The 18,808-nt window shown below is 75.0% G+C and carries 19 protein-coding genes and 1 pseudogene; 11 read left to right on the forward strand and 9 right to left on the reverse strand.

The genetic code is table 11. From position 1 onward, the window contains the following. Nucleotides 1–37 precede the first annotated feature (37 nt). Complete coding sequence (locus C892_RS0102195) at nt 38–550, forward strand: GNAT family N-acetyltransferase (protein WP_017555855.1); 513 nt, start codon at nt 38–40, stop codon at nt 548–550. A 108-nt stretch (nt 551–658) separates the two neighbouring features. Then, complete coding sequence (locus tag C892_RS28405) at nt 659–1,531, forward strand: hypothetical protein (protein WP_026124090.1); 873 nt, start codon at nt 659–661, stop codon at nt 1,529–1,531. 40 nt (nt 1,532–1,571) lie between these two features. Here C892_RS28405 and C892_RS0102205 read toward each other — a convergent pair whose 3' ends face one another. After that, the gene (locus tag C892_RS0102205; RefSeq protein ID WP_017555858.1) at nt 1,572–2,330 is read right to left on the reverse strand and encodes a MerR family transcriptional regulator; all 759 of its coding nucleotides are present in this window, start codon (nt 2,328–2,330) and stop codon (nt 1,572–1,574) included. 266 nt (nt 2,331–2,596) lie between these two features. Continuing rightward, complete coding sequence (locus C892_RS0102210; RefSeq protein WP_017555859.1) at nt 2,597–3,337, reverse strand: (2Fe-2S)-binding protein; 741 nt, start codon at nt 3,335–3,337, stop codon at nt 2,597–2,599. A gap of 456 nt (nt 3,338–3,793) precedes the next feature. Here C892_RS0102210 and C892_RS0102215 point away from each other — a divergent pair, with 456 nt between their 5' ends. The 3 genes from C892_RS0102215 to C892_RS0102225 are packed head-to-tail and all read left to right on the forward strand — an operon-like array spanning nt 3,794 to nt 6,476. Continuing rightward, nucleotides 3,794–4,762, forward strand: a complete 969-nt coding sequence (locus C892_RS0102215) for a metal ABC transporter substrate-binding protein (protein WP_017555860.1) — start codon at nt 3,794–3,796, stop codon at nt 4,760–4,762. Next, complete coding sequence (locus C892_RS0102220; RefSeq protein WP_017555861.1) at nt 4,759–5,583, forward strand: metal ABC transporter ATP-binding protein; 825 nt, start codon at nt 4,759–4,761, stop codon at nt 5,581–5,583. The genes C892_RS0102215 and C892_RS0102220 overlap by 4 nt, the downstream gene beginning before the upstream one ends. Then, complete coding sequence (locus tag C892_RS0102225; protein ID WP_017555862.1) at nt 5,571–6,476, forward strand: metal ABC transporter permease; 906 nt, start codon at nt 5,571–5,573, stop codon at nt 6,474–6,476. The genes C892_RS0102220 and C892_RS0102225 overlap by 13 nt, the downstream gene beginning before the upstream one ends. Nucleotides 6,477–6,512: 36 nt before the next feature. Here the strand turns inward: C892_RS0102225 and C892_RS0102230 are convergent, their stop codons facing one another. Continuing rightward, nucleotides 6,513–7,313: an alpha/beta fold hydrolase gene (locus C892_RS0102230; protein WP_017555863.1), complete on the reverse strand. Its 801-nt coding sequence runs from the start codon at nt 7,311–7,313 to the stop codon at nt 6,513–6,515. A 62-nt stretch (nt 7,314–7,375) separates the two neighbouring features. Continuing rightward, nucleotides 7,376–8,191: an alpha/beta fold hydrolase gene (locus C892_RS0102235; protein ID WP_017555864.1), complete on the reverse strand. Its 816-nt coding sequence runs from the start codon at nt 8,189–8,191 to the stop codon at nt 7,376–7,378. Nucleotides 8,192–8,319: 128 nt separating this feature from the next. Here C892_RS0102235 and C892_RS0102240 point away from each other — a divergent pair, with 128 nt between their 5' ends. Further along, the gene (locus C892_RS0102240; protein ID WP_017555865.1) at nt 8,320–9,108 is read left to right on the forward strand and encodes an APH(3') family aminoglycoside O-phosphotransferase; all 789 of its coding nucleotides are present in this window, start codon (nt 8,320–8,322) and stop codon (nt 9,106–9,108) included. Between the two features lie 186 nt (nt 9,109–9,294). Here C892_RS0102240 and C892_RS0102245 read toward each other — a convergent pair whose 3' ends face one another. Further along, on the reverse strand, nt 9,295–10,251 hold the full coding sequence (locus C892_RS0102245; RefSeq protein WP_017555866.1) for a zinc-binding dehydrogenase: 957 nt from the start codon (nt 10,249–10,251) through the stop codon (nt 9,295–9,297). 145 nt (nt 10,252–10,396) lie between these two features. Between C892_RS0102245 and C892_RS0102250 the strand changes: the two genes are divergently transcribed. Beyond that, entirely contained in the window at nt 10,397–11,020 is a 624-nt protein-coding gene (locus C892_RS0102250) for a TetR/AcrR family transcriptional regulator (protein ID WP_017537686.1), read from the forward strand. A gap of 35 nt (nt 11,021–11,055) precedes the next feature. Here C892_RS0102250 and C892_RS0102255 read toward each other — a convergent pair whose 3' ends face one another. Genes C892_RS0102255 through C892_RS0102265 form a run of 3 tightly spaced genes read right to left on the reverse strand, consistent with a single transcriptional unit; the run spans nt 11,056 to nt 12,158 of the window. After that, nucleotides 11,056–11,268 (reverse strand): hypothetical protein, encoded by a 213-nt coding sequence (locus C892_RS0102255; protein ID WP_017555867.1) that lies wholly within the window; start codon nt 11,266–11,268, stop codon nt 11,056–11,058. Beyond that, a complete protein-coding gene (locus C892_RS31120; protein ID WP_152513324.1) occupies nt 11,265–11,552 on the reverse strand; it encodes a hypothetical protein in 288 nt (95 codons plus the stop codon). Before C892_RS31120 ends, C892_RS0102255 begins: the two co-directional genes overlap by 4 nt. A 39-nt stretch (nt 11,553–11,591) precedes the next feature. After that, nucleotides 11,592–12,158, reverse strand: coding sequence for a GNAT family N-acetyltransferase (locus C892_RS0102265; RefSeq protein ID WP_017555868.1), 567 nt, complete (start codon nt 12,156–12,158; stop codon nt 11,592–11,594). A 107-nt stretch (nt 12,159–12,265) separates the two neighbouring features. On the opposite strand from C892_RS0102265, the gene C892_RS0102270 reads away from it, so the two are divergent. From C892_RS0102270 to C892_RS0102285, 4 genes are all read left to right on the forward strand, one after another. Further along, on the forward strand, nt 12,266–12,787 hold the full coding sequence (locus C892_RS0102270) for a GNAT family N-acetyltransferase (RefSeq protein WP_017555869.1): 522 nt from the start codon (nt 12,266–12,268) through the stop codon (nt 12,785–12,787). A gap of 149 nt (nt 12,788–12,936) precedes the next feature. After that, entirely contained in the window at nt 12,937–14,346 is a 1,410-nt protein-coding gene (locus tag C892_RS0102275; RefSeq protein ID WP_017555870.1) for an MFS transporter, read from the forward strand. Continuing rightward, complete coding sequence (locus tag C892_RS0102280) at nt 14,343–16,487, forward strand: molybdopterin oxidoreductase family protein (RefSeq protein WP_017555871.1); 2,145 nt, start codon at nt 14,343–14,345, stop codon at nt 16,485–16,487. Before C892_RS0102275 ends, C892_RS0102280 begins: the two co-directional genes overlap by 4 nt. A gap of 81 nt (nt 16,488–16,568) precedes the next feature. Then, entirely contained in the window at nt 16,569–18,032 is a 1,464-nt protein-coding gene (locus C892_RS0102285; RefSeq protein WP_017555872.1) for an FAD-dependent oxidoreductase, read from the forward strand. A gap of 33 nt (nt 18,033–18,065) precedes the next feature. Here the strand turns inward: C892_RS0102285 and C892_RS28410 are convergent. Continuing rightward, nucleotides 18,066–18,705, reverse strand: a pseudogene (locus C892_RS28410) (Uma2 family endonuclease). Nucleotides 18,706–18,808: the final 103 nt, after the last annotated feature.

Here is an 18,808-nt window from a genome sequence, read left to right on the forward strand (position 1 = left end):
TGTCCCGGCGGTGCGGGGCCCTATAGGTTCGGTGATCATGACCGTGCTGCGTGGTACCTACGTCACCCTGCGACCCGCGACCGACGACGACGTCCCCGCACTGGCCGCCATCCGCCGCACCCCCGAGGTGCGGGCCTGGTGGCGCGCGGCCGAGGACATGGACGCCGAGGTCTCCCGGGACCTGGCCGATCCCGACACCCGTACGCTGGCCGTCGAGTACGAGGGCCGCACCGTCGGCGCGATCCAGTGGGCGGCCGAACAGGACCCCGACTACCGGCACGCCGGGATCGACGTCTACCTGGCCCCCGCCGTGCACGGGAAGGGCCTGGGCACCGATGCGGTGCGCACACTGGCGGCCCATCTGGTCGACGAGGAGGGCCACCACCGCCTGACCATCGACCCCGCGGCCGACAACACCGCGGCGATCCGCGCCTACATCAAGGTCGGCTTCCGCCCCGTGGGCGTCCTGCGGCGCTACGAACGCGGCGACGACGGCACCTTCCACGACGGTCTGCTGATGGACCTCCTGGCCGAGGAATTGATCCGCTGATCTCTTCCCGGACCCTCTGATAAGGGGCGGCGGCCCGCACAATTCCGCAAATCCCCGCGTTCTCTCTTTCCCCTCTCGCGCCGCCGTCCCCTCCGCTATGTTCTCCGCATGCCGTCACTCGAACACGAGTTCCCCCTCGACATCATCCGGCACCGCCCCGAGGTCGCCGTAGAGCTCCTCGAAGCCGCCCAGCAGGTGCCGGTGCCGAAATACTCCCGTACACGTTGCGAATCGGGCGACGCAACGACCACCGCGGCGACGGAATACCGCATCGACTCCGCAGTCGTGTGCGAAGAGGACGATGTCCCGCAAATGGCGATCATCGTCGAGAACCAGCTGAAGAAAGACGAAGAGAAGGAGTTCAGCTGGCCCGTCTACGTCAGCACCCTCCGTGCCCGCCTGAGGTGCCCCGTCAAGCTCCTGGTGCTGGTGCCGAAGGCGAGCGTCTGCCAATGGTGCGCCACCCCGATCGACCTGGGGTGCGGCGAGGTCCGGCCCGTGCCGCTCCTCATGGGATCGATCCCGCCCATCACCGACCCTGAGCAGGCGCGGGCCCATCCGGAGCTGGCCATCATCGCGGCCGCCCACAACGACGCGCGCGACCGCGCCGCGCTGGACGCCCTTCCGGCGGCTCTGGAGGCCATCGATCAGTCGGTGACCAGTCTGTATTCTGATTACGTGCTGGCGGCGCTGCCGCGTGCGGCGCGAAAGTACCTGGAGGAGATCATGGGAACGGGAACCTACGAGTACAAGACCCGGCTCTTCCGCCGCTCATTCCAGGACGGAAGGGACGCCGGGATGGCCGTGGGGAAGGCTGAGGGGAAGGCCGAGGGCATCATCACCTTCCTCCGGGCCCGCGGCATCGAGGTCACCGAGGACGCGCGCGAGCGCATCACCTCGTGCACCGACATCGACCTGCTCGACACCTGGGTCCGCCGCGCGGCCACGGTCTCCTCCGCCGAGGAGCTCTTCGACGACTGACTGCCGCGGGCCGGGGCGCCGCAGTGCCCCGGCCCGTGCCCTAGCCGGCGCCCCTCGCCTCGTTCGCCCTGGCGACGAAGTCGATCATCTCCTGCGTCGGGCCGCCGTGCCCGGCGGTGATCTCCTCGGCCCTGTCCTCGCGCATCCGGTACAGCGACTCCTTCAATCCGTCGTCGCCGCCGTGGAAGGACTCCAGCAGCGCCATCCACCGGTGGGCCAGCTCCCGCCCCTCGTCCGAGGCCGGGTCGGTCCCGTCCTCCACCGCCCGGCCCACCGCCGCGATCAGCTCCGGCCAGGCGGCGATGTCGGCGGCCACCGCCTCCTCCCCGCGCTCTTGTCGGCGCCGCTGCAGCTCCCGCAGCCGCTCCTCGCCGAAGTAGGCCCTCACCGTCTCGTCCACGCTGCTCATCCCTTCGATCACGCGCATCAGGCGCTCGGATTCGGGCGCTGAACCGCCGCGCGCCGCTTGCAGGACCGCCGACAACCGTCCGCGCAGTCCCTCGAGGGCGGCGATGCGCCGCTCGACCTGGGCCAACTGCCCGGTCAGAAGCTCGTCCAGCCCCGGACCCCCGCCCTGCAGGACCGAGCGCACCTCTTCCAGAGCCAGGCCCAGATCGCGCAGGGCCAGGGCACGGTAGAGCAGGCGCACGTCCGCCTCGGTGTAGAGCCGGTGCCCGGAGGCGGTGCGTTCTGAGGGCCGCACCAGACCGATGCCGTCGTAGTGGTGCAGGGCCCGCACCGTCAGGCCGGTCGCCCGGGCCAGTTCGCCGACCTTCCACACGCGGCCTTCGCCCTCCATGCCCGCCCCCGTTCGCGTCCGCGCCGCTCCGGCACCCCGTTCCTGTATCGCCCATGACGCTAGGACCTCACGCTGCGTGAGGTTCAAACCCGCACAATCGACAACCGGTCCCACGGGTGAAGGGAATGCGGACGCATAAGGGCGACCCGTGACACACGTCGCGGCGGTGCCGGCGTCCTGGCAGAGCCCGGTGATCTACCTGGTCCTGGGCTGCTCCTTCATGCGCGGGCTGATTGCCGGCGCACTGAAGGGGCGAGGCAGCGGGGTCAGCGCCCCGCGAGGGCGCAGTCGCCGCACGTGCCGCAGCCGGGTATGCGGTAGTACAGGCAGCAGGTGGTGCGCTGGAAGGAGTCGGCCATCGTCGCGCCGGTCCGGCCGGGGCCGCCCAGGCCCTCCAGCGGCGGGCGGGCCATCAGCGCCGCGCCGAGCCCGGCGGCCGCGCCGGCCAGCCCGGGGCGGGCCGAGGCCAGGGCCGCGACCGTGCCGCCCAGGGAGGAGGCGGCGTTGCCCCACAGCAGCCGCGGCGCCACCTTCACCTGCGCGCGCACCGCCCCCGCCAGGGGCGCGAGCATGCCCTGAAGCACGTGCTCGGCCAGGCCGTCAGCGGCCGCGCCGGGCTCCGGGCCGACGGGCACCCCCGGGCCGCCGGTGCGCGCCAGGAGCAGGCCCGCCCCCTCCGTGTACCAGCCCAGCGCCCGCTGATCGGGCACCACGCCGCCGGCCAGCGCGGCCGCGGCGGCCGGGGAGAGCACCCGGGAGGCGATGCCCTGGAAGAAGATGGAGGCGGCCACACGCGGTTCGACGTCGTCGAGGTGGCGGCCGGCCCGCCCGGCCAGGCGCTCGCGGACCGCGGCGATCCGGGAGGCGAGGAAGGCGCCGTCGGTCCACAGGTCCTCGGCCGGCCGCACCTGTTCGGCGGGGGCGCGCACCACCTCGAAGAAGGCGTTGATCCCGGCGGCCTCGTCCAGTGCCCGGTCCAGGACCGCGTACGCGGCGGCCTCGGCCATCGTCGGCTCCTCCCGTCGTCGGTGCCCCGCGGGGCCTCGCCCTCGGCCACGCCAGCCTAGATCGGCGGCCCCCGGCGCCCCGCCGCCACCCCGCCCCGGAGCGGCCCCGGCAGGTCGACGCCCCCGCTCACCCGTCCCCGCGCCCTGCGCACACCCCAGGGCCTTCGACGAGCAGCCGTTCACGGATGAGCAGGCGGCCGTCCATGAACGCCTCCCGGGCCCGAGGGCCGTCCGGTCGCCGCCCTTGTCTGCTCCACCGGTCCGCCGCGGGGAGGAAAAGGGGCGGGACCCCGGAACCGCGTTCGTCGTGCCGTGCGGCAGAGGACGCGAGGAACGCCCGGCCCTCCCGGGGGACCTGACACCCGGGACCCTGCCGCCGGGCCGCGGTGGGGGTGCAATGGGGAAGGTATACGGACCGAAACACCTAGTTCAGTCCACCTGTGGTAGAAGTTAGGCATGCCGAACATTTGCCGTAGCCGGCCCTCACTCCGCCCCTGGGGTGCCGCCTGGCTCGCCGCCGCGCTGCTCGGCGCCGCCGCATGCTCGGCCGCCCCCGCCGACGACGGGGGCGACGGCCGCCCCAAGGTGCTGACCACCTTCACCGTCATGGCCGACATGGCCCGCAACGTCGCCGGCGACCACCTGGAGGTCGCCTCCGTCACCCGCCCCGGCGCCGAGATCCACGGCTACGAGCCCACCCCCGAGGATCTGGTCCGCGCCCAGGACGCCGACCTGATCCTGGACAACGGACTGGGCCTGGAAGCCTGGTTCTCCCAGTTCACCGACCGCATCGACGCCCCCACCGCCACCCTGACCGAGGGCGTGGAGACCATCCCCATCGCCGCCGGCGAGTACGAGGGCCGCGCCAACCCGCACGCCTGGATGTCGCCCGACAACGCCGCCGTCTACATCGCCAACATCCGCGACGCCCTCTCCGAGCTCGACCCCGGCCACGCCGAGGACTACGCCGCCAACGCCGAGGCCTACACCGCCGAGGTCGCCGAGGTCGGCGACTACCTGGAGACCGAGCTCAACGCCCTGCCCGAGGGGGCGCGCGCCCTGGTCACCTGCGAGGGCGCCTTCTCCTACCTGGCCCGCGACACCGGCCTGCGCGAGAAGTACCTGTGGCCGGTCAACGCCGACTCCCAGGGCACCCCCCGCCAGATCGCCTCGGCCGTGGAGTTCGTCCGCGACAACGAGGTGCCCGCCGTCTTCTGCGAGACCACCGTCAACGACAAGGCCCAGCGCCAGGTCGCCCAGGAGAGCGGCGCCCGCTTCGCCGGGGACCTCTACGTCGACTCTCTGTCCGAGCCCGACGGCCCCGTGCCCACCTACCTGGACCTGCTCCGCCACGACGCCCGCACCATCGTCGAAGGCCTGACCGGCGAAGAGCCCGAAGCCGACCCCGAGGAGGACGCACCGTGACCGCGCCCGCCCGCGCGCCCGAGGCCACCGCCACGGGCCACCCGGCCATCGACGCCCGCGGCCTGACCGTCCGCTACGGCGACGTGCTCGCCCTGGACGCCGCCGACCTGCGCGTGGAGTCCGGCACCGTCTGCGCCCTGCTGGGCGCCAACGGCTCGGGCAAGTCCACCCTCTTCTCCGCCCTCATCGGGCTGGTGCCCCTGGCCGGTGGGCAGGTGCTGCTGCACGGCCGCACCCCCGACCGCGCCCGCAAGGCGGGCCTGGTGGCCTACGTCCCGCAGAGCGAGCGCATCGACCACTCCTTCCCCGTCCGGGTCGTCGACGTGGTCATGATGGGCCGCTACGGCCACATGGGCCCCATGCGCCGCCCCCGCGCCGCCGACCGCCGGGCCGTCGCCGAGGCCCTGGAGCGCACCGGCCTGAGCCACCTGGCCCACCGCCAGATCGGCGCCCTGTCCGGCGGCCAGCGCAAGCGCGCCTTCGTGGCCCGCGGCATCGCCCAGGGCGCCGACCTGTTCCTGCTCGACGAGCCCTTCGCCGGCGTCGACAAGGGCTCGGAGGCCACCATCACCGAGGTCCTGCACGGCATGCGAGAGGAGGGCCGCACCCTGCTGGTGTCCACCCACGACCTGGCCGGCGCCGGCGAGCTGTGCGACCGCGCGGTGCTCTTGCAGCGCCGCGTGCTCGCCGAGGGCGCCCCCGAGCAGGTGCTCACCCCCGAGCGCCTGGCCGAGGTCTTCGGCATCACCGCGCCCGTCACCGCCCCCGGGGCCTCGGCCCGACCGCGCCACGACGGGCAGGAGGCGGCATGGAGGCGCTGAACGCCCTGGTCCAGTGGTTCACCGTGCCGCTGCAGTTCGACTTCATGTGGCGCGCCATGCTGGTCAGCGTGGTCGCCGGGGCGGTGTGCGCGGTGCTGTCCTGCTGGATGACGCTGATCGGCTGGTCGCTGATGGGCGACGCGGTCTCCCACGCCGTGCTGCCCGGCGTGGTCCTGTCCTACCTGCTGGGCCTGCCCTTCGCGGTGGGGGCGCTGGTCTTCGGCGCCGGGTCGGTCGCCCTGATCGGGGTGGTCAACCGCACCTCGCGGGTCAAGGAGGACGCCGCCATCGGGGTGGTCTTCACCGCCCTGTTCGCCGTGGGCGTGCTGCTGGTCTCCAAGATCCCCAGCCAGACCGACCTCATGCACATCCTGTTCGGCAACGTCCTGGGGGTCTCCGACGCCGACATCGCCCAGGTGCTGGCGGCCGGCGCCGTGGTGCTCGCGGTGGTGCTGGTCAAGCACCGCGACCTGACCCTGTACGCCTTCGACCGGGTGCACGCCCACGCCATCGGCCTGAACCCGCGCCGCCTGGAGGCGCTGCTGCTGGGCCTGCTGGCGGTCACCGTCGTGGTGGCCCTGCAGGCCGTGGGCATCATCCTGGTGGTGGCCATGGTCATCGTCCCCGGCGCCACCGCCTACCTGCTCACCGACCGCTTCGAGCGCATGCTGGCCATCGCGGTGGCGGTCGCGGTGACCGCCTCGGTGCTGGGCACCTACCTGAGCTTCCACCTGGACGCGGCCACCGGCGGGGCGGTCGTGGCGGTGCAGGCCTGCGCCTTCGCCCTGGCCTACCTCTTCGCCCCCCGCCACGGGGTGGCCGCCGGTGCGCTGCGGCGGGCGCGGCAGGCCCGGCGCACCGGCGAGCCCGCCGACCCGGCCGCCGCGCCTTGAGCGGCGGGGCGGGGCCGCGGCCCCGCCCCGGCCCGCTCAGCGCCCGAAGAAGTCCCGCAGGACCGGGGCCAGCACCCGGGGGTCCACGTCGTGGCCCTGCCCCTCCAGGGTGGTGCGGCGCACGTCGTGCAGGACCGCGGCCAGGGCGTCGGCGGCGTCGGCGAAGAAGTGCTCGCTCTTGCCGCCGTCGGCCACCAGCACCGGCGCCCGCACCGCGGCCCAGCGGTGCGCCGGCAGCGGCACCCCGGACATGGTGCCGCCCATCACCGCGGCGTCATAGGCCAGGGTGTGGGCCACCTGCTCCATCTGCGCGAAGGAGGGGTCCTCGCGCATGGGCGCCAGGAACTCGGAGGGCAGGCCCACCGCGGCGGTCATGAAGTACTCCACCGCCTCGGCCCGGCGCCCCTGGGCCGCCAGCGCCCCCACCCGGACCGCGTAGTCCGGTGGCAGCGGCGGACGGGAGGCGTCCACGATGAACGGCGGCTCGTACAGCGCCAGCGCCTCCACCGCCAGCCCGTGCGCGGCGGCCTCCAGCGCCAGCACCGCGCCCGAGGACAGGCCGAACAGGCGCGCCCGCCCGCCGGCGGCGCGCACCAGCGCGTCCAGGTCCTCGACCTCGCGCCCGACGGCGTAGGGGGCGCTGTCTCCGCTGTCGCCGCGGCCGCGCCGGTCGTAGGTGTAGACGGTCGCCGAGTCCTGGAGCAGGTCGGCCAGCGCCGCCCCCAAGGGGTTGAACACCCGGTGGCTCAGGGCTCCGTCGACCAGGATCAGCGCCGGCCCCGAGCCCCGGCGTTCGTAGGCGATGCGGGTGCCGTCGCGTGAGGTGGCGAATTCCATCGTTGCTCTCCTGCCAGTACTCGTGTCGAAGAGGGCGACGTCGGCGGGGGCGGCGTCGCAGGTCAGGCCGCGTCCAGGAACTCCGCGACCATCGGGGCCAGGTAGCGTTCGCGGTGCACGGCACCGGTGTGGGTGGTGCCGGGGAGGACGGCCAGCCGGGCGTCGGGCAGACCGGCCAGGTCTCCGGGCACGCCCCCGCCCAGCAGGCGGAACATCTCGGCGGCGTGCTCGGGGCGCACGATGTCGGCGTCGCCCGTCACCAGCAGGACGGGGGCCGCCACCGAGCGCACCTGCCCGCGCGTCCACTCCGGGGCGTTGCCGGGGGCGTCCATGTCTTTGACGCGCTCCACCAGTGCCGCCCAGCCGCCGGGGTCGGGGGCCAGGGCCGTGTACTCCTCGTGGAAGGGGGTGCCCTCCAGGTCCTGCGGCGACAGGTGCTCGATGCCCTGCACGACCTCGGGGTACATGCCCTCGGAGTGAAAGGCCATGGACACCAGCACCAGCCGGCGCACGAGCCCCGGGCGGTCGAGGGCGAGCTGGAGGGCCACGCCCGCGCCCATGCTGTAGCCCAGCACGTCCACCCGCCCCAGCCCCAGCTCGCCGATGAGGGCGGCGATGTCCCGGGCCAGGTGCTCCACGCGCAGCGGGCGGTCGATGTCGGGGGTGCGGCCGTGCGCCTGCATCTCCACCGCGATGACCCGCCGCTGCCGCGCCAGCTCGGGCAGGAGCGCCCCGAAGCCGGACCCGATGCCCGTCAGGGCCCCGTGCAGCAGCACCAGCGGGTCGCCCTGCCCGTGCACCTCGTAGTACATGTCCACGCCGTTGGCGGTGACGCGCCCGCCGGGGGCCGGGGCCTCCGGGGAGGGGGTGGTGGTCATCGGCCGGTGTCCTTTCCGCGAGCGGCGGCGCCGGGCCGGGCGCCGCCTTCACCCCTTCAGACCCGGGCCGTGCGCCGAACTCATCGCTGCGCCCGGCCCGATCTCCGGCGCCCGGTAGTGTTGCCGGGGTGACCGACTCCGTCCGCCGCCGGCTGCGCCGCCGCCACCTGCTCCACCGCTGGACCCCGGTGTCGTCCGGGGCCTCCGGGGACCGGGTGTGGCACCTGTCGGGGCGCGGGGGCCTGTACGTGAAGATCGGCGCCGACCCGGCCGCCCTGCGCGCCGAGGCCGAGCGCGCCGAATGGCTGCGGTCCCAGGGGGTGGCCGCCCCCGAACCGGTCGAGTCCGGCGAGGACGACGGCACGGGGTGGCTGGTCTCCCGGGCGGTCCCGGGACGACCGGTGTCAGGGGAGTGGCCGGCGCACCTGCGCGCCCCCGTGGTGGCGGCCTTCGCCCGGCTGGCGCGGCGCCTGCACGACCTGCCGGCCGCCGAGTGCCCCTTCGAGCGCGGCCTCGACCACACGGTGCCCCAGGCCCGCGAGCGCGTGCGGCGGAACCTGGTCGAGGCGGGCGACTTCGACGCCGAGCGCGCCGGGACCGCCCCCGAGCAGGCCCTGGCCGAGCTGGAGCGGACCGCGCCCTCCGAGCCCGGGCCGGACCGGGTGGTCTGCCACGGCGACCTGACCCCCGACAACGCGCTGGTGGACCCGGCGACGCTGGAGTGGACGGGCGTGGTGGACACCGGGCGCCTCGGCCGGGCCGACCGCCACCTGGACCTGGCCGTGGCCCTGCGCGACCTGGACGGCGCCCCGGCCTGGGGCCCGAACTTCGCCCGCGCCTTCGCCCACCACTACGGCGACCACCTGATCGACCCCGACCGGCTGGCGTTCTACCGGCTGCTGGACGAGTTCTTCTAAGGCCCCGCAGCCTTTCTGCGGGGCCCGGGGGCGGGTGGTGCCGTGCCCAGGGCAAGGGCACAGACACCACGGGGAGCCGTCGAAGACCCCCGGCGTTGCTGAGGTGGTCAGAGGGTCGGCGGTCCTGGCCCCGCCCTCATGGCGTCCGCGCCCCGGTGCCGCCCGCTGCACGGCAGCGCCCCGGGGCTACGGCCGGAGCACGACCCGGCCGAACACCTCGCCGGCCGCCATCGCGGTGTGGGCCCGGACCGCCTGCTCCAGGGGCATCTCCTCGTGCACGACCGTGCGCAGCTCCCCGCGGACCGCGTCGGCGAACTGGCCGGCCGCCACCCGGCCCCGCTCGGCCGCGGGCACGGTGTCCAGGCTCAGCGACGCGTACGAGACCGATTTGAGGAACCCGCTGATGAGCGCGGAGCCGAAGTCCGTCGGCGGCATGCCGCCGACGATGCCCACGGCCACCAGGCGCCCGTTGGGGTTGAGCCGGGCCAGGAAGGAGGGCAGGTCCGGGCCGGCCACCACGTCGACGACGGCGTCGAACCCCGTGGGCCCCTCCCCGGCGCCGGAGCGGTCCAGGACACTGGTGGCGCCCAGCTCCCGCAGCCGTGCACCGCGCTCGGCGGAGGAGGCGGTCACCGCCACCGACGCGGCACCGGCGCGGGCCGCCAACTGCACCGCCGCGATCCCGATGCTCCCCGACGCGCCGCGCACCAGCACCGAGGCGCCAGGGGCCGGACCGGCGCGGGCCAGGCCGAAGTGGGCCACCGCCCCCGACCCGCCCAGGGTGACCGCGCCGGCCGCCGACAGCCCCGGCGGCAGGGGCACGACCTCCTCCTCCGCGGCCAGGGCCTGCTCGGCGTACCCGCCGCCCCTGCCGGTGAGCGCCCAGACGCGGCGGCCGACCCAGGAGGCGTCCACGCCCTGCCCGACCGCGGCCACGGTGCCGGCTACCTCGCTGCCGGGGACGTGGCCCTCCCTGAGGCCGTAGCCGGCGAGGTCTCCGCGCACGGCCAGGGCGTCGAGCCCGCCGACGCCTACGGCCTCGACGCAGACCAGGACCTGTCCCTGCGCCGGGCGCGGCTCGGGCAGGTCGATGACCGCCAGGCCCTCGGGGGCTCCGAACCGCTGGATCGCGACCGCTTTCATCGCCGTCTCCTGGAGAAATCGGGATCGATGGGAACACGGGAGGACGGACGGCGGGCCGCGAAGACGGCCCCGCAGGCCTCCACCCCCGGAACGCTAAGCGGACGCCCCCGTCCACTTGTCTAAAGTGAGAAGGGTGACCGAGCGATTGCCTCACAACCTGCGCTCCGATGCGCGGGACAACCGCGAGCGCATCCTGGCGGCCGCCCGCGCGCTGTTCGCCTCCGAGGGGCTGGAGGTGCCCATGCGGGAGGTGGCCCGGCGCGCCGGGGTCAGCCCCGCCACGCTGTACCGGCGCTTCCCGACCAAGCAGAACCTGGCCACCGAGGCCTTCGCCGAGCAGACCCGCCGGTGCCGCGCCCACCTGGACGAGGCGCGGGCCGACCCCGACCCCTGGCGCGGTCTCCGCCGGCTGATCGAGCGGATCTGCGAGCTGCACGCGCGCGACCGCGGGTTCACCGACGCCTTCCTGGCGGCCTATCCCGGGTCCGTCGACTTCGCCCAGGAGCGCGGCCACGCGCTGGCGTGCCTGGCCGAGCTGGCGCGGCGGGCCAAGGCCGCCGGGCGGCTGCGCCCCGACTTCGCGGTGGAGGACCTGCTCCTGATGCTCATGGCCCACCGCGGCGTCCACGCCGCCTCGGCCCCGGCCCGCCTGGCGGCCTCACGGCGCTTCGCCGCCTTCGTGGTCCAGGCCTTCGAGGCGGCACCCGAGCACGAGCCCCTCCCGCCCGTCCCGGACCTGACCCCGCTGGACCTGCGCACCTTCGTCTAGGAGCAGGCGGCGCCCCGGCTCGCGGCCTTCGGCCCTCAGGGGGCGCCGAGGTCGTGGGCGATGCGCAAGAGGGACTTCACGGCGTCGAGTTCGTCCGGCGAGATGGAACCGAGCAGCTCTCCTTCTTCGAGGAGTCCGCGGTGGACGGGTTCCATGTCCAGTACGAGCACCACTCCGCTGACCGGTCCGCTGATGCGAGCGGCGAACAAGGTCTCCTTCTCGCCGAGGCCGTCGACGACGGGGATCACCGCAATAAAGGGGGAGGACCCGTATTCCAGCGCTCCGCCGGCGAGGACGACGACCTCGCTCCGGCGGCGGCGGTCGATCCGGTAGACGTCGCACTCATGGACGGAGTCGGCCGTCCTCGCGTTCCTCCGCCTCCCGGCGCCCCGTACTCCGCCAGGACGTCCGCGGTGTCGGCCGCCATCCGGTCGATCATGGCCTGGCAGATGTAGGAGGACACGCTGACGCCCTGCTCGGCGGCCACGTTCTCCACCTTGTCCGCGACGACCTGGGGAACGGTGACCGTCACTCGCGCAGTAGCCGTGAAGGGAGCGTCGACCGGTACGCATCACGGTGTGCACCGCGCGGCGACCACGGACCACACCACCAGGTCGCGGCGGCGGCCGTTGAGCTCCAGGTAGCTGCGCAGCAGGCCCTCGCGCTCGAAGCCCGCACGCTCGGCCACGCGCAGGGAGGCGGTGTTCCACGGCTCGATGTGCAGCTCGACCCGGGCCAGCCCCAGCTCCTCCAGGCCCCACCGGGCCAGGGCCGCCACGGCGCGCGAGGCCAGGCCCCGACCCCGGGCGGCGGGCAGCAGCCAATAGCCCGCCGACGCCCGCCCGGCGTCCATCCGGTCCCGCCACAGCCCGACCGCCCCCACCGCCGCGCCCTGCCCGTCCACGACCAGCGGGTACCCCATGCCCTCCCGGGCCAGGCGGCGCTGGTGGGCGATGAACCCCATCGTCGCCTGCTCGGAGGAGAGCCGGGGCACGCCGCCGATGTCGACCAGTGCGGGGTCGACGGCGGCCTCGCGCAGCATGTGCCGGTCGCCGTCCCTCCAGGGGCGCAGCACCAGGCCGCCGCCCTCCGGCTCGATCACCGGCGGGGACAGCGGCGGCTCGGGGAATCCGGGCATGGGCCGATCGTTCCGCCGCCCCGCACGGCCGGGCAACGGGTTTTCCACGGCCCGGGTCGGCCGCGGGCCCTTGCCGCCGAAGCGGCCCGCGCGCATGCTGGGCCACCGTGAGCCTGATCGCCGAACCCATCGCCACCGAGCGGCTGCTGCTGGAGCCACTGCGCACCGACCACGCCGCGCCCATGGCCGCGGTCCTGGCCGACCCCCGGCTCTACCACCGCATCGGCGGCGCGCCGCCCACCCCGGCCGAGCTGCGCCGCCGCTACACCGCCATGCTCGCCGGCCCCGGGGAGCCGGGCCATGCCTGGCTGAACTGGATCATCGGCGACCCCGAACCCGCCGGAACGGTGCAGGCCACCGTCACCCCCGGCGACAGCGGCCCCAGCGCCGCCCTGGCCTGGATCGTGGGCACCGGCCGGCAGGGACGCGGCCTGGCCTCCGAATCGGCGCGGGCGGTGGCCGCCTGGCTGGCCGCCAACGGCGTGAGGTGCATCACCGCCGCCATCGCCCCCGGGCACCGCGCCTCCGAGGGCGTGGCGCGCTCCTGCGGCATGGCCCCCACCGCCGAACGGCAGGCAGGGGAGCGGATCTGGCGCTCCGCGGCCCCCGCCTGCGCACCGCCCCGGTAAGCACCGGGACCCGGCCTCACCGCCGCGTCCGGCCCCCGGTGAGGTCACTGTTTCCCCTGCGTTACGACATGACATGTTCCGGCAACGGCGGGTTCCTAGCGTCGACGGCGACGCCGAAGATTGCCCGAGACCGACCGGAAGGCAGCGCCGTGACGAGCCGAGACACCGCACACCGCCCCGGTGGGCGCTGGATCGCCCACTGGGATCCGGAGGACCGCGAGTTCTGGGAGGACCAGGGCCGCCGCATCGCGCGGCGCAACCTGTGGGCCTCCGTCTTCGCCGAGCACCTGGGATTCTCCGTATGGAGCATCTGGTCGGTGCTCACCCTGTTCATGGTCCCCGAGACCGGGTTCGATTTCTCACCGGCCCAGAAGTTCCTGCTGGTGTCGGTGGTCTCCCTGGTGGGGGCCGTACTGCGGGTGCCCTACACCCTGGCCGTGCCGATGCTGGGCGGGCGCAACTGGACCGTCGTGTCGGTGCTGACCCTGCTGGTGCCCACCGTCATCGCGGTGGTGCTCATCCAGAGCCCCGGCACCCCCTTCTGGGTCTTCCTGCTGCTGGCGGCCACCGCCGGGGTGGGCGGAGGCAACTTCTCCTCCTCCATGGCCAACATCAACTTCTTCTTCCCCGAGCGCGAGAAGGGCCTGGCGCTGGGCCTCAACGCCGGCGGCGGCAACGTCGGCGTGGCCGTGGTGCAGCTGGCCGGGCTGGGCGTGATCGCCGCCGTCGGGGTGGCCGGGGGCTGGGCGCTGGCCGGCCTGTACATCCCGCTGCTGCTGGTGGCCGCCGTCGTCTCCTGGACGCGCATGGACAACCTGGGCACCGCCCGGGCCGACGTGGGCGCCCAGGTCGCCGCCGCCAAGGACCGCGACTTCTGGATCATGTCGCTGCTCTACATCGGCACCTTCGGCTCCTTCATCGGCTACTCCTTCGCCTTCGGGCTGCTGCTGCAGAACCAGTTCGGGCGCAGCCCGCTGGAGGCGGCCGCGGTCACCTTCATCGGGCCGCTGATCGGCTCGCTGATCCGCCCACTCGGCGGGCTGATGGCCGACCGGTTCGGCGGGGCGCGGGTGACGCTGTGGAACTTCGCGGCCATGGCCGCCGGCACCGGCCTGATCATCGCCGCCTCGGCCTCGGGGTCGCTGGCGGTGTTCACCGGCGCCTTCATCGTGCTGTTCGTGCTCACCGGCATCGGCAACGGCTCCACCTACAAGATGATCCCGGCGATCTACGCGGCCCGCGCGGCCGACCTGGCCGCCCGCGGCACCCCGCGGCGCCGGGCCGAGGAGCACTTCCGGCGGGTGTCGGGGGCCGCCCTGGGCCTGGTCGGCGCGGTCGGCGCGATGGGCGGGGTCGGCATCAACCTCGTCTTCCGCCAGTCCTTCGCCTCCACCGGCGGGGCGGTCTCGGCCTACACCGCCTTCCTGGCCTTCTACCTCGTGTGCTTCGCGGTGACCTGGGCCGTGTACCTGCGCCGCCCCACGGCGGTGCGGCCCGACGCGGGCGCCGGCACAGACGCCTCCTCCGGGCCCGACCCGGCCGCGCAGGTGGCCCGGTGAGCCCCGCCGGCCGGGGCGCCACGGCCACGCACTGCCCCTACTGCGCCCTGCAGTGCGCGATGTTCGTCGAACCCGACGGCCAGGGGGGCTGGGCGACCCGGCCCCGGGACTTCCCGGTCAACCGCGGCGGGCTGTGCCGCAAGGGGTGGACCGCCGGCGAGCTGCTGACCTCGCCCGAGCGCCTGGGGACCCCGCTGGTGCGCCGCGGCGGCGAACTCGCCGAGGCGACCTGGGAGCAGGCACTGGACCTGGTCGCCGAGCGCGTCGGGGCCCTGCAGGCCGAGCACGGCCCCGACGGGGTGGGGGTGTTCGGCGCCGGGGGCCTGACCAACGAGAAGTCCTACCTGCTGGGCAAGTTCACCCGCCTGGCCCTGGGCAGCCGCATGATCGACTACAACGGCCGGTTCTGCATGTCCTCGGCCGCCGCGGCCGCGGTGCGCGCCTTCGGCCTGGACCGCGGCCTGCCCTTCCCGGTGTCCGACCTGTCGGGGGCCGGCGCGGTGCTGCTGGCCGGTGCCAACCCCGCCGAGACCATGCCGCCGCTGATGGGCCACCTGACGGCGCCCGCCCTGGTGGTCGTCGACCCGCGCCGCACCGCCACCGCCCAGGCCGCCCTGGACGGCGGGGGCCTGCACCTGGCCCCCCGGCCCGGCACCGACACCGCGCTGGCGCTGGGCCTGCTGCACGCCGCCCGGCTGGAGGGCCTGCTCGACACCGGCTACATCGCCGAGCGCACCGCCGGCTTCGAGGCGGCCTGGGAGCAGGCCGCCGCCTGGTGGCCCGAGCGCACCGAGCTGCAGACCGGGGTGAGCGCCTCCCGGATCCGCGCCGCCGCCCGCCTGCTGGGCACCGCCGCCGCCGACCAGGGCGCCTACGTGCTCACCGGCCGCGGCACCGAGCAGCACGCCAAGGGCACCGACAGCGCCTCGGCCTGGATCAACCTGGCCCTGGCCCTGGGCCTGCCGGGCCGCCAGGGCTCGGGGTGGGGCTGCCTGACCGGGCAGGGCAACGGCCAGGGCGGGCGCGAGCACGGCCAGAAGGCCGACCAGCTGCCCGGCTACCGCATGATCACCGATGCGGCCGCCCGCGAGCACGTCGCCGGCGTGTGGGGGGTGGACGAGGCCGACATCCCCGGCGCCGGGGTCAGCGCCTACGAGCTCCTGGACTCCCTGGGCACCCCCTCGGGCCCCAAGGGGCTGCTGGTCTTCGGCTCCAACCCGGCCGTCTCGGCCCCCGCCGCCGCCGGCGTCCGCGAGCGACTGGACTCCCTCGACCTGCTGGTGGTCGCCGACTTCGTGATGTCGGAGACCGCCGCGCGGGCCGACGTGGTGCTGCCGGTGGCCCAGTGGGCCGAGGAGGAGGGCACCATGACCAACCTGGAGGGGCGCGTCCTGCGCCGCCGCAGGGCCCTGGCGCCGCCGCCGGGGGTGCGCACCGACCTGGAGGTCCTGGCCGGCCTGGCCGAGCGCCTGGGCCAGCCCGCCGGTCGCTTCCCCAGCGACCCCGACGCGGTCCTGGCCGAACTGGGCCGCGCCAGCGCCGGCGGCGCCGCCGACTACGGCGGGGTGAGCGCCCAGCGCCTGGAGGACGGCGAGGCGGTGCACTGGCCCGCCCCCGCACCGGGCGCCTCCACCCCGCGCCTGTTCCTGGAGGGCTTCGCCCACCCCGACGGGCGGGCCCGGTTCCGCCCGGTGGGCCACACCCCCGCCGCCGAGCAGGCCGACGCCGACTACCCCCTGGTGGTCACCACCGGCCGCACGATGGGCCACTACCAGTCGGGCGCCCAGACCCGCCGCATCGGCGAGCTGGCCGCCGCGGACCCGCAGGCGTGGGTGGAGGTCCACCCCGACACCGCCGCCGAGCACGGGCTGGCCCCGGGGGAGTGGGCGCGCCTGACCGCCCGCCGCGGCACCATGCTCGCCCGGGTGCGCCTGGTGCCCACGGCGCGGCGGGACACGGTGTTCGTGCCCTTCCACTTCGGCGGGGACCAGACCGCCAACGACCTGACCAACCCCGCCCTGGACCCCCTCAGCCGGATGCCCGAGTTCAAGGTCGCCGCCGCCCGCATCGAACCCGCGGCGCCCGGCCCGTCCCCGGCCGGCGCGGCGCCCGCGGCCGCCGGGGCCGCCGCCCCCGACTGACCCGCCGGGCGCGGCCCCGCCCCCTCGCCGCGCCCGGCGCCCCGCTCCGCGAACGCCGTCCCCGCCCTGGAGGTTCGACCCGTGACCCGCCGCAGCACCCTTCCCGCCCGCCGCATCGTCGTGGTCGGCAACGGTATGACCGGGGCGCGCTTCGCCGAAGAGGTCGCCCGCCGCGACCCCGACGGGCGGCGCGTCCGCGTGACCCTCGTGGGGGCCGAGCCCGGCCCGGCCTACAACCGCGTCCTGCTGCCGGGGCTGATCGACGGGGCCTACGCCCCCCGCGACATCGCCCTGCCCGAGCCCCAGACCGCGGGCATCACCCGGCTGCGCGGCACCGCCGCCACCGGCATCGACCCCCGCGAGCGCACCGTCGACCTGGACACCGGCGAGCGGCTGGACTACGACGAACTGGTGCTGGCCACCGGCGCCCGGGCCGCCCTGCCCCCGCTGCGCGGCCTGGCCGCCGCCGACGGCACCCCCGCCGAGGGCGTGACCGCCCTGCGCGACCTGGCCGACCAGCGCCGCCTGGCCCACCTGGTGCGTCCCGGCGCCCCGGCCGTGGTTCTGGGCGGGGGCGTGCTCGGGCTGGAGACCGCCCGGGCGCTGACCGGCGCGGGGGTGCGGGTCGCGGTGGTGGAGGCGGCCCCCTGGATCATGCGCCGCCAGATCGACCGCGCCTGCGCCCAGGTGCTGGCCCGGGCCTACGAGGACCTGGGGGTGCGGGTGCACGCCTGGCGGGTCGCCGACCGGTGGGCGCCCGGAAGCGGCCTGGTGCTCGACGACGGCACCGTGCTGGCGGGCGACGCCATCGTGGTGACGGCGGGGGTGCGCCCGGCCGTGGAGCTGGCCGACAAGGCCGGCGTCAAGGTCGAGCACGGGGTGGTGGTCGACGACCGGCTGGCCTCCAGCGACCCGCGCATCCACGCCATCGGCGACTGCGCATCCCACCCCGGCGGGGGAGCGGGGCTGGTCCAGCCCGGCTACGAGCAGGCCCGCATCCTGGCCGACCTGCTCACCGGCGCCGACCCGGCGGCCCGCTACACCGGGGCGCGGCCGGTCACCCGGCTCAAGGCCCAGGGCATCGACCTGACCGCCATGGGCGCCACCGACGACGAGGCCGCCGAGCCCGGGACCGAGTCGGTGGTGGTCAGCGACCCCGCCAAGCGCCGCTACGCCAAGCTCAACGTGGCCGGGGGGCGGGTCAGCGGGGCGGTGCTGCTGGGGTTCCCCGAGGCCTCGCCCGAGGTGTCGCGGCTCTTCGACGAGGGGGCGGCCGTCCCCGAGGACCGGCTGGGGCTGCTGCAGGGCCGGCCCGAGGAGGCCGGCGCCGAAGGGGAGGGAAGCGCGGGCGGCCGCGAGGCGCACGTGTGCCGGTGCAACGCCGTCACCCGCACCGACATCGAGCAGGCCTGGCTGGACGGGGCCCGCACCCGCCCGGCGATCGCCCAGGCCACCCGCGCCACCACCGGCTGCGGCGGGTGCACCCGCGACGTGGACGCCCTGCTCAAGGCCATGGACGGCAAGGGCGCGGCCAAGGTGGGCTGAGCCGCGCCCCGTGCCCGCACCGTCGGTGCACCGTCAGTCGGCGGCCCCGCTTGAGGCGGGGCCGCCGATGTGCTGTCGCCATGCGGGGTCGTCGGCGAACAGCCAATGGGGGACGACTGAGACCGGGAAGGGGAAGTCGGTCACGAATACGTTGGTGCCGTAGACCATCGCCTTCTCCCTGTAGGTCCCCTTCTCCAACCGGTACTCGACGATGCCGGGCTGATCTCGGGAGGGGCCGACGACCCGGTAGAAGTGAATACCGAACTCGGCGTATTCGCTCCATTTCGTGGTGAAGCCCCGAAGCGCGCTTTCCGGTGAGACCACCTCGACGGCGAGTAGCGGCGGCCGCGTCTGGTACGGCCGCTCGTAGTCCTGCCACTCGTGGTCCTGCCAGCGGAAGACCGCCGCATCCGGAATGCGGTGATGCGTTCGGTCGGCGTTGAAATTGATCCCGACGGCGCCGAAGACTCGAAGGTCGTCCGGAGCCACCGTCTGGAGCCACCAGCTCAGGCGGTGCTCGACCGTGGAATGGTCGCTGACCGGCGCGGGCGACACGTCAAGCCGCCCCGTCGACCAGCTCGTAGCGCCTGCCGTCGTCGGGCATGCGCACCAAGTCGTCCACCGTCAACAGCCGGTCCGGCGGCCTCCACTCCCCGATGCTCATGACACGCATCCTGCCTCCTCGAATCCACGGCGGCCAGCTTGGCGAACCCGTGTTCGATCCGCAGACGAATGCGGAAGAGTCCGCAGACCGGGGCGGCCGAATCCCCGCCCCG

Source organism: Nocardiopsis baichengensis YIM 90130 (assembly GCF_000341205.1).
Classification (GTDB): domain Bacteria; phylum Actinomycetota; class Actinomycetes; order Streptosporangiales; family Streptosporangiaceae; genus Nocardiopsis_A; species Nocardiopsis_A halophila.

Bases quoted from the DNA above. Each gene is read 5' to 3' on its own strand.
- C892_RS0102195 (WP_017555855.1), top strand. From the start codon at position 38: ATGACCGTGCTGCGTGGTACCTACGTCACCCTGCGACCCGCGACCGAC.
- C892_RS28405 (WP_026124090.1), top strand. From the start codon at position 659: ATGCCGTCACTCGAACACGAGTTCCCCCTCGACATCATCCGGCACCGC.
- C892_RS0102205 (WP_017555858.1), bottom strand. From the start codon at position 2,330: ATGGAGGGCGAAGGCCGCGTGTGGAAGGTCGGCGAACTGGCCCGGGCG.
- C892_RS0102210 (WP_017555859.1), bottom strand. From the start codon at position 3,337: ATGGCCGAGGCCGCCGCGTACGCGGTCCTGGACCGGGCACTGGACGAG.
- C892_RS0102215 (WP_017555860.1), top strand. From the start codon at position 3,794: ATGCCGAACATTTGCCGTAGCCGGCCCTCACTCCGCCCCTGGGGTGCC.
- C892_RS0102225 (WP_017555862.1), top strand. From the start codon at position 5,571: ATGGAGGCGCTGAACGCCCTGGTCCAGTGGTTCACCGTGCCGCTGCAG.
- C892_RS0102230 (WP_017555863.1), bottom strand. From the start codon at position 7,313: ATGGAATTCGCCACCTCACGCGACGGCACCCGCATCGCCTACGAACGC.
- C892_RS0102235 (WP_017555864.1), bottom strand. From the start codon at position 8,191: ATGACCACCACCCCCTCCCCGGAGGCCCCGGCCCCCGGCGGGCGCGTC.
- C892_RS0102245 (WP_017555866.1), bottom strand. From the start codon at position 10,251: ATGAAAGCGGTCGCGATCCAGCGGTTCGGAGCCCCCGAGGGCCTGGCG.
- C892_RS0102265 (WP_017555868.1), bottom strand. From the start codon at position 12,158: ATGCCCGGATTCCCCGAGCCGCCGCTGTCCCCGCCGGTGATCGAGCCG.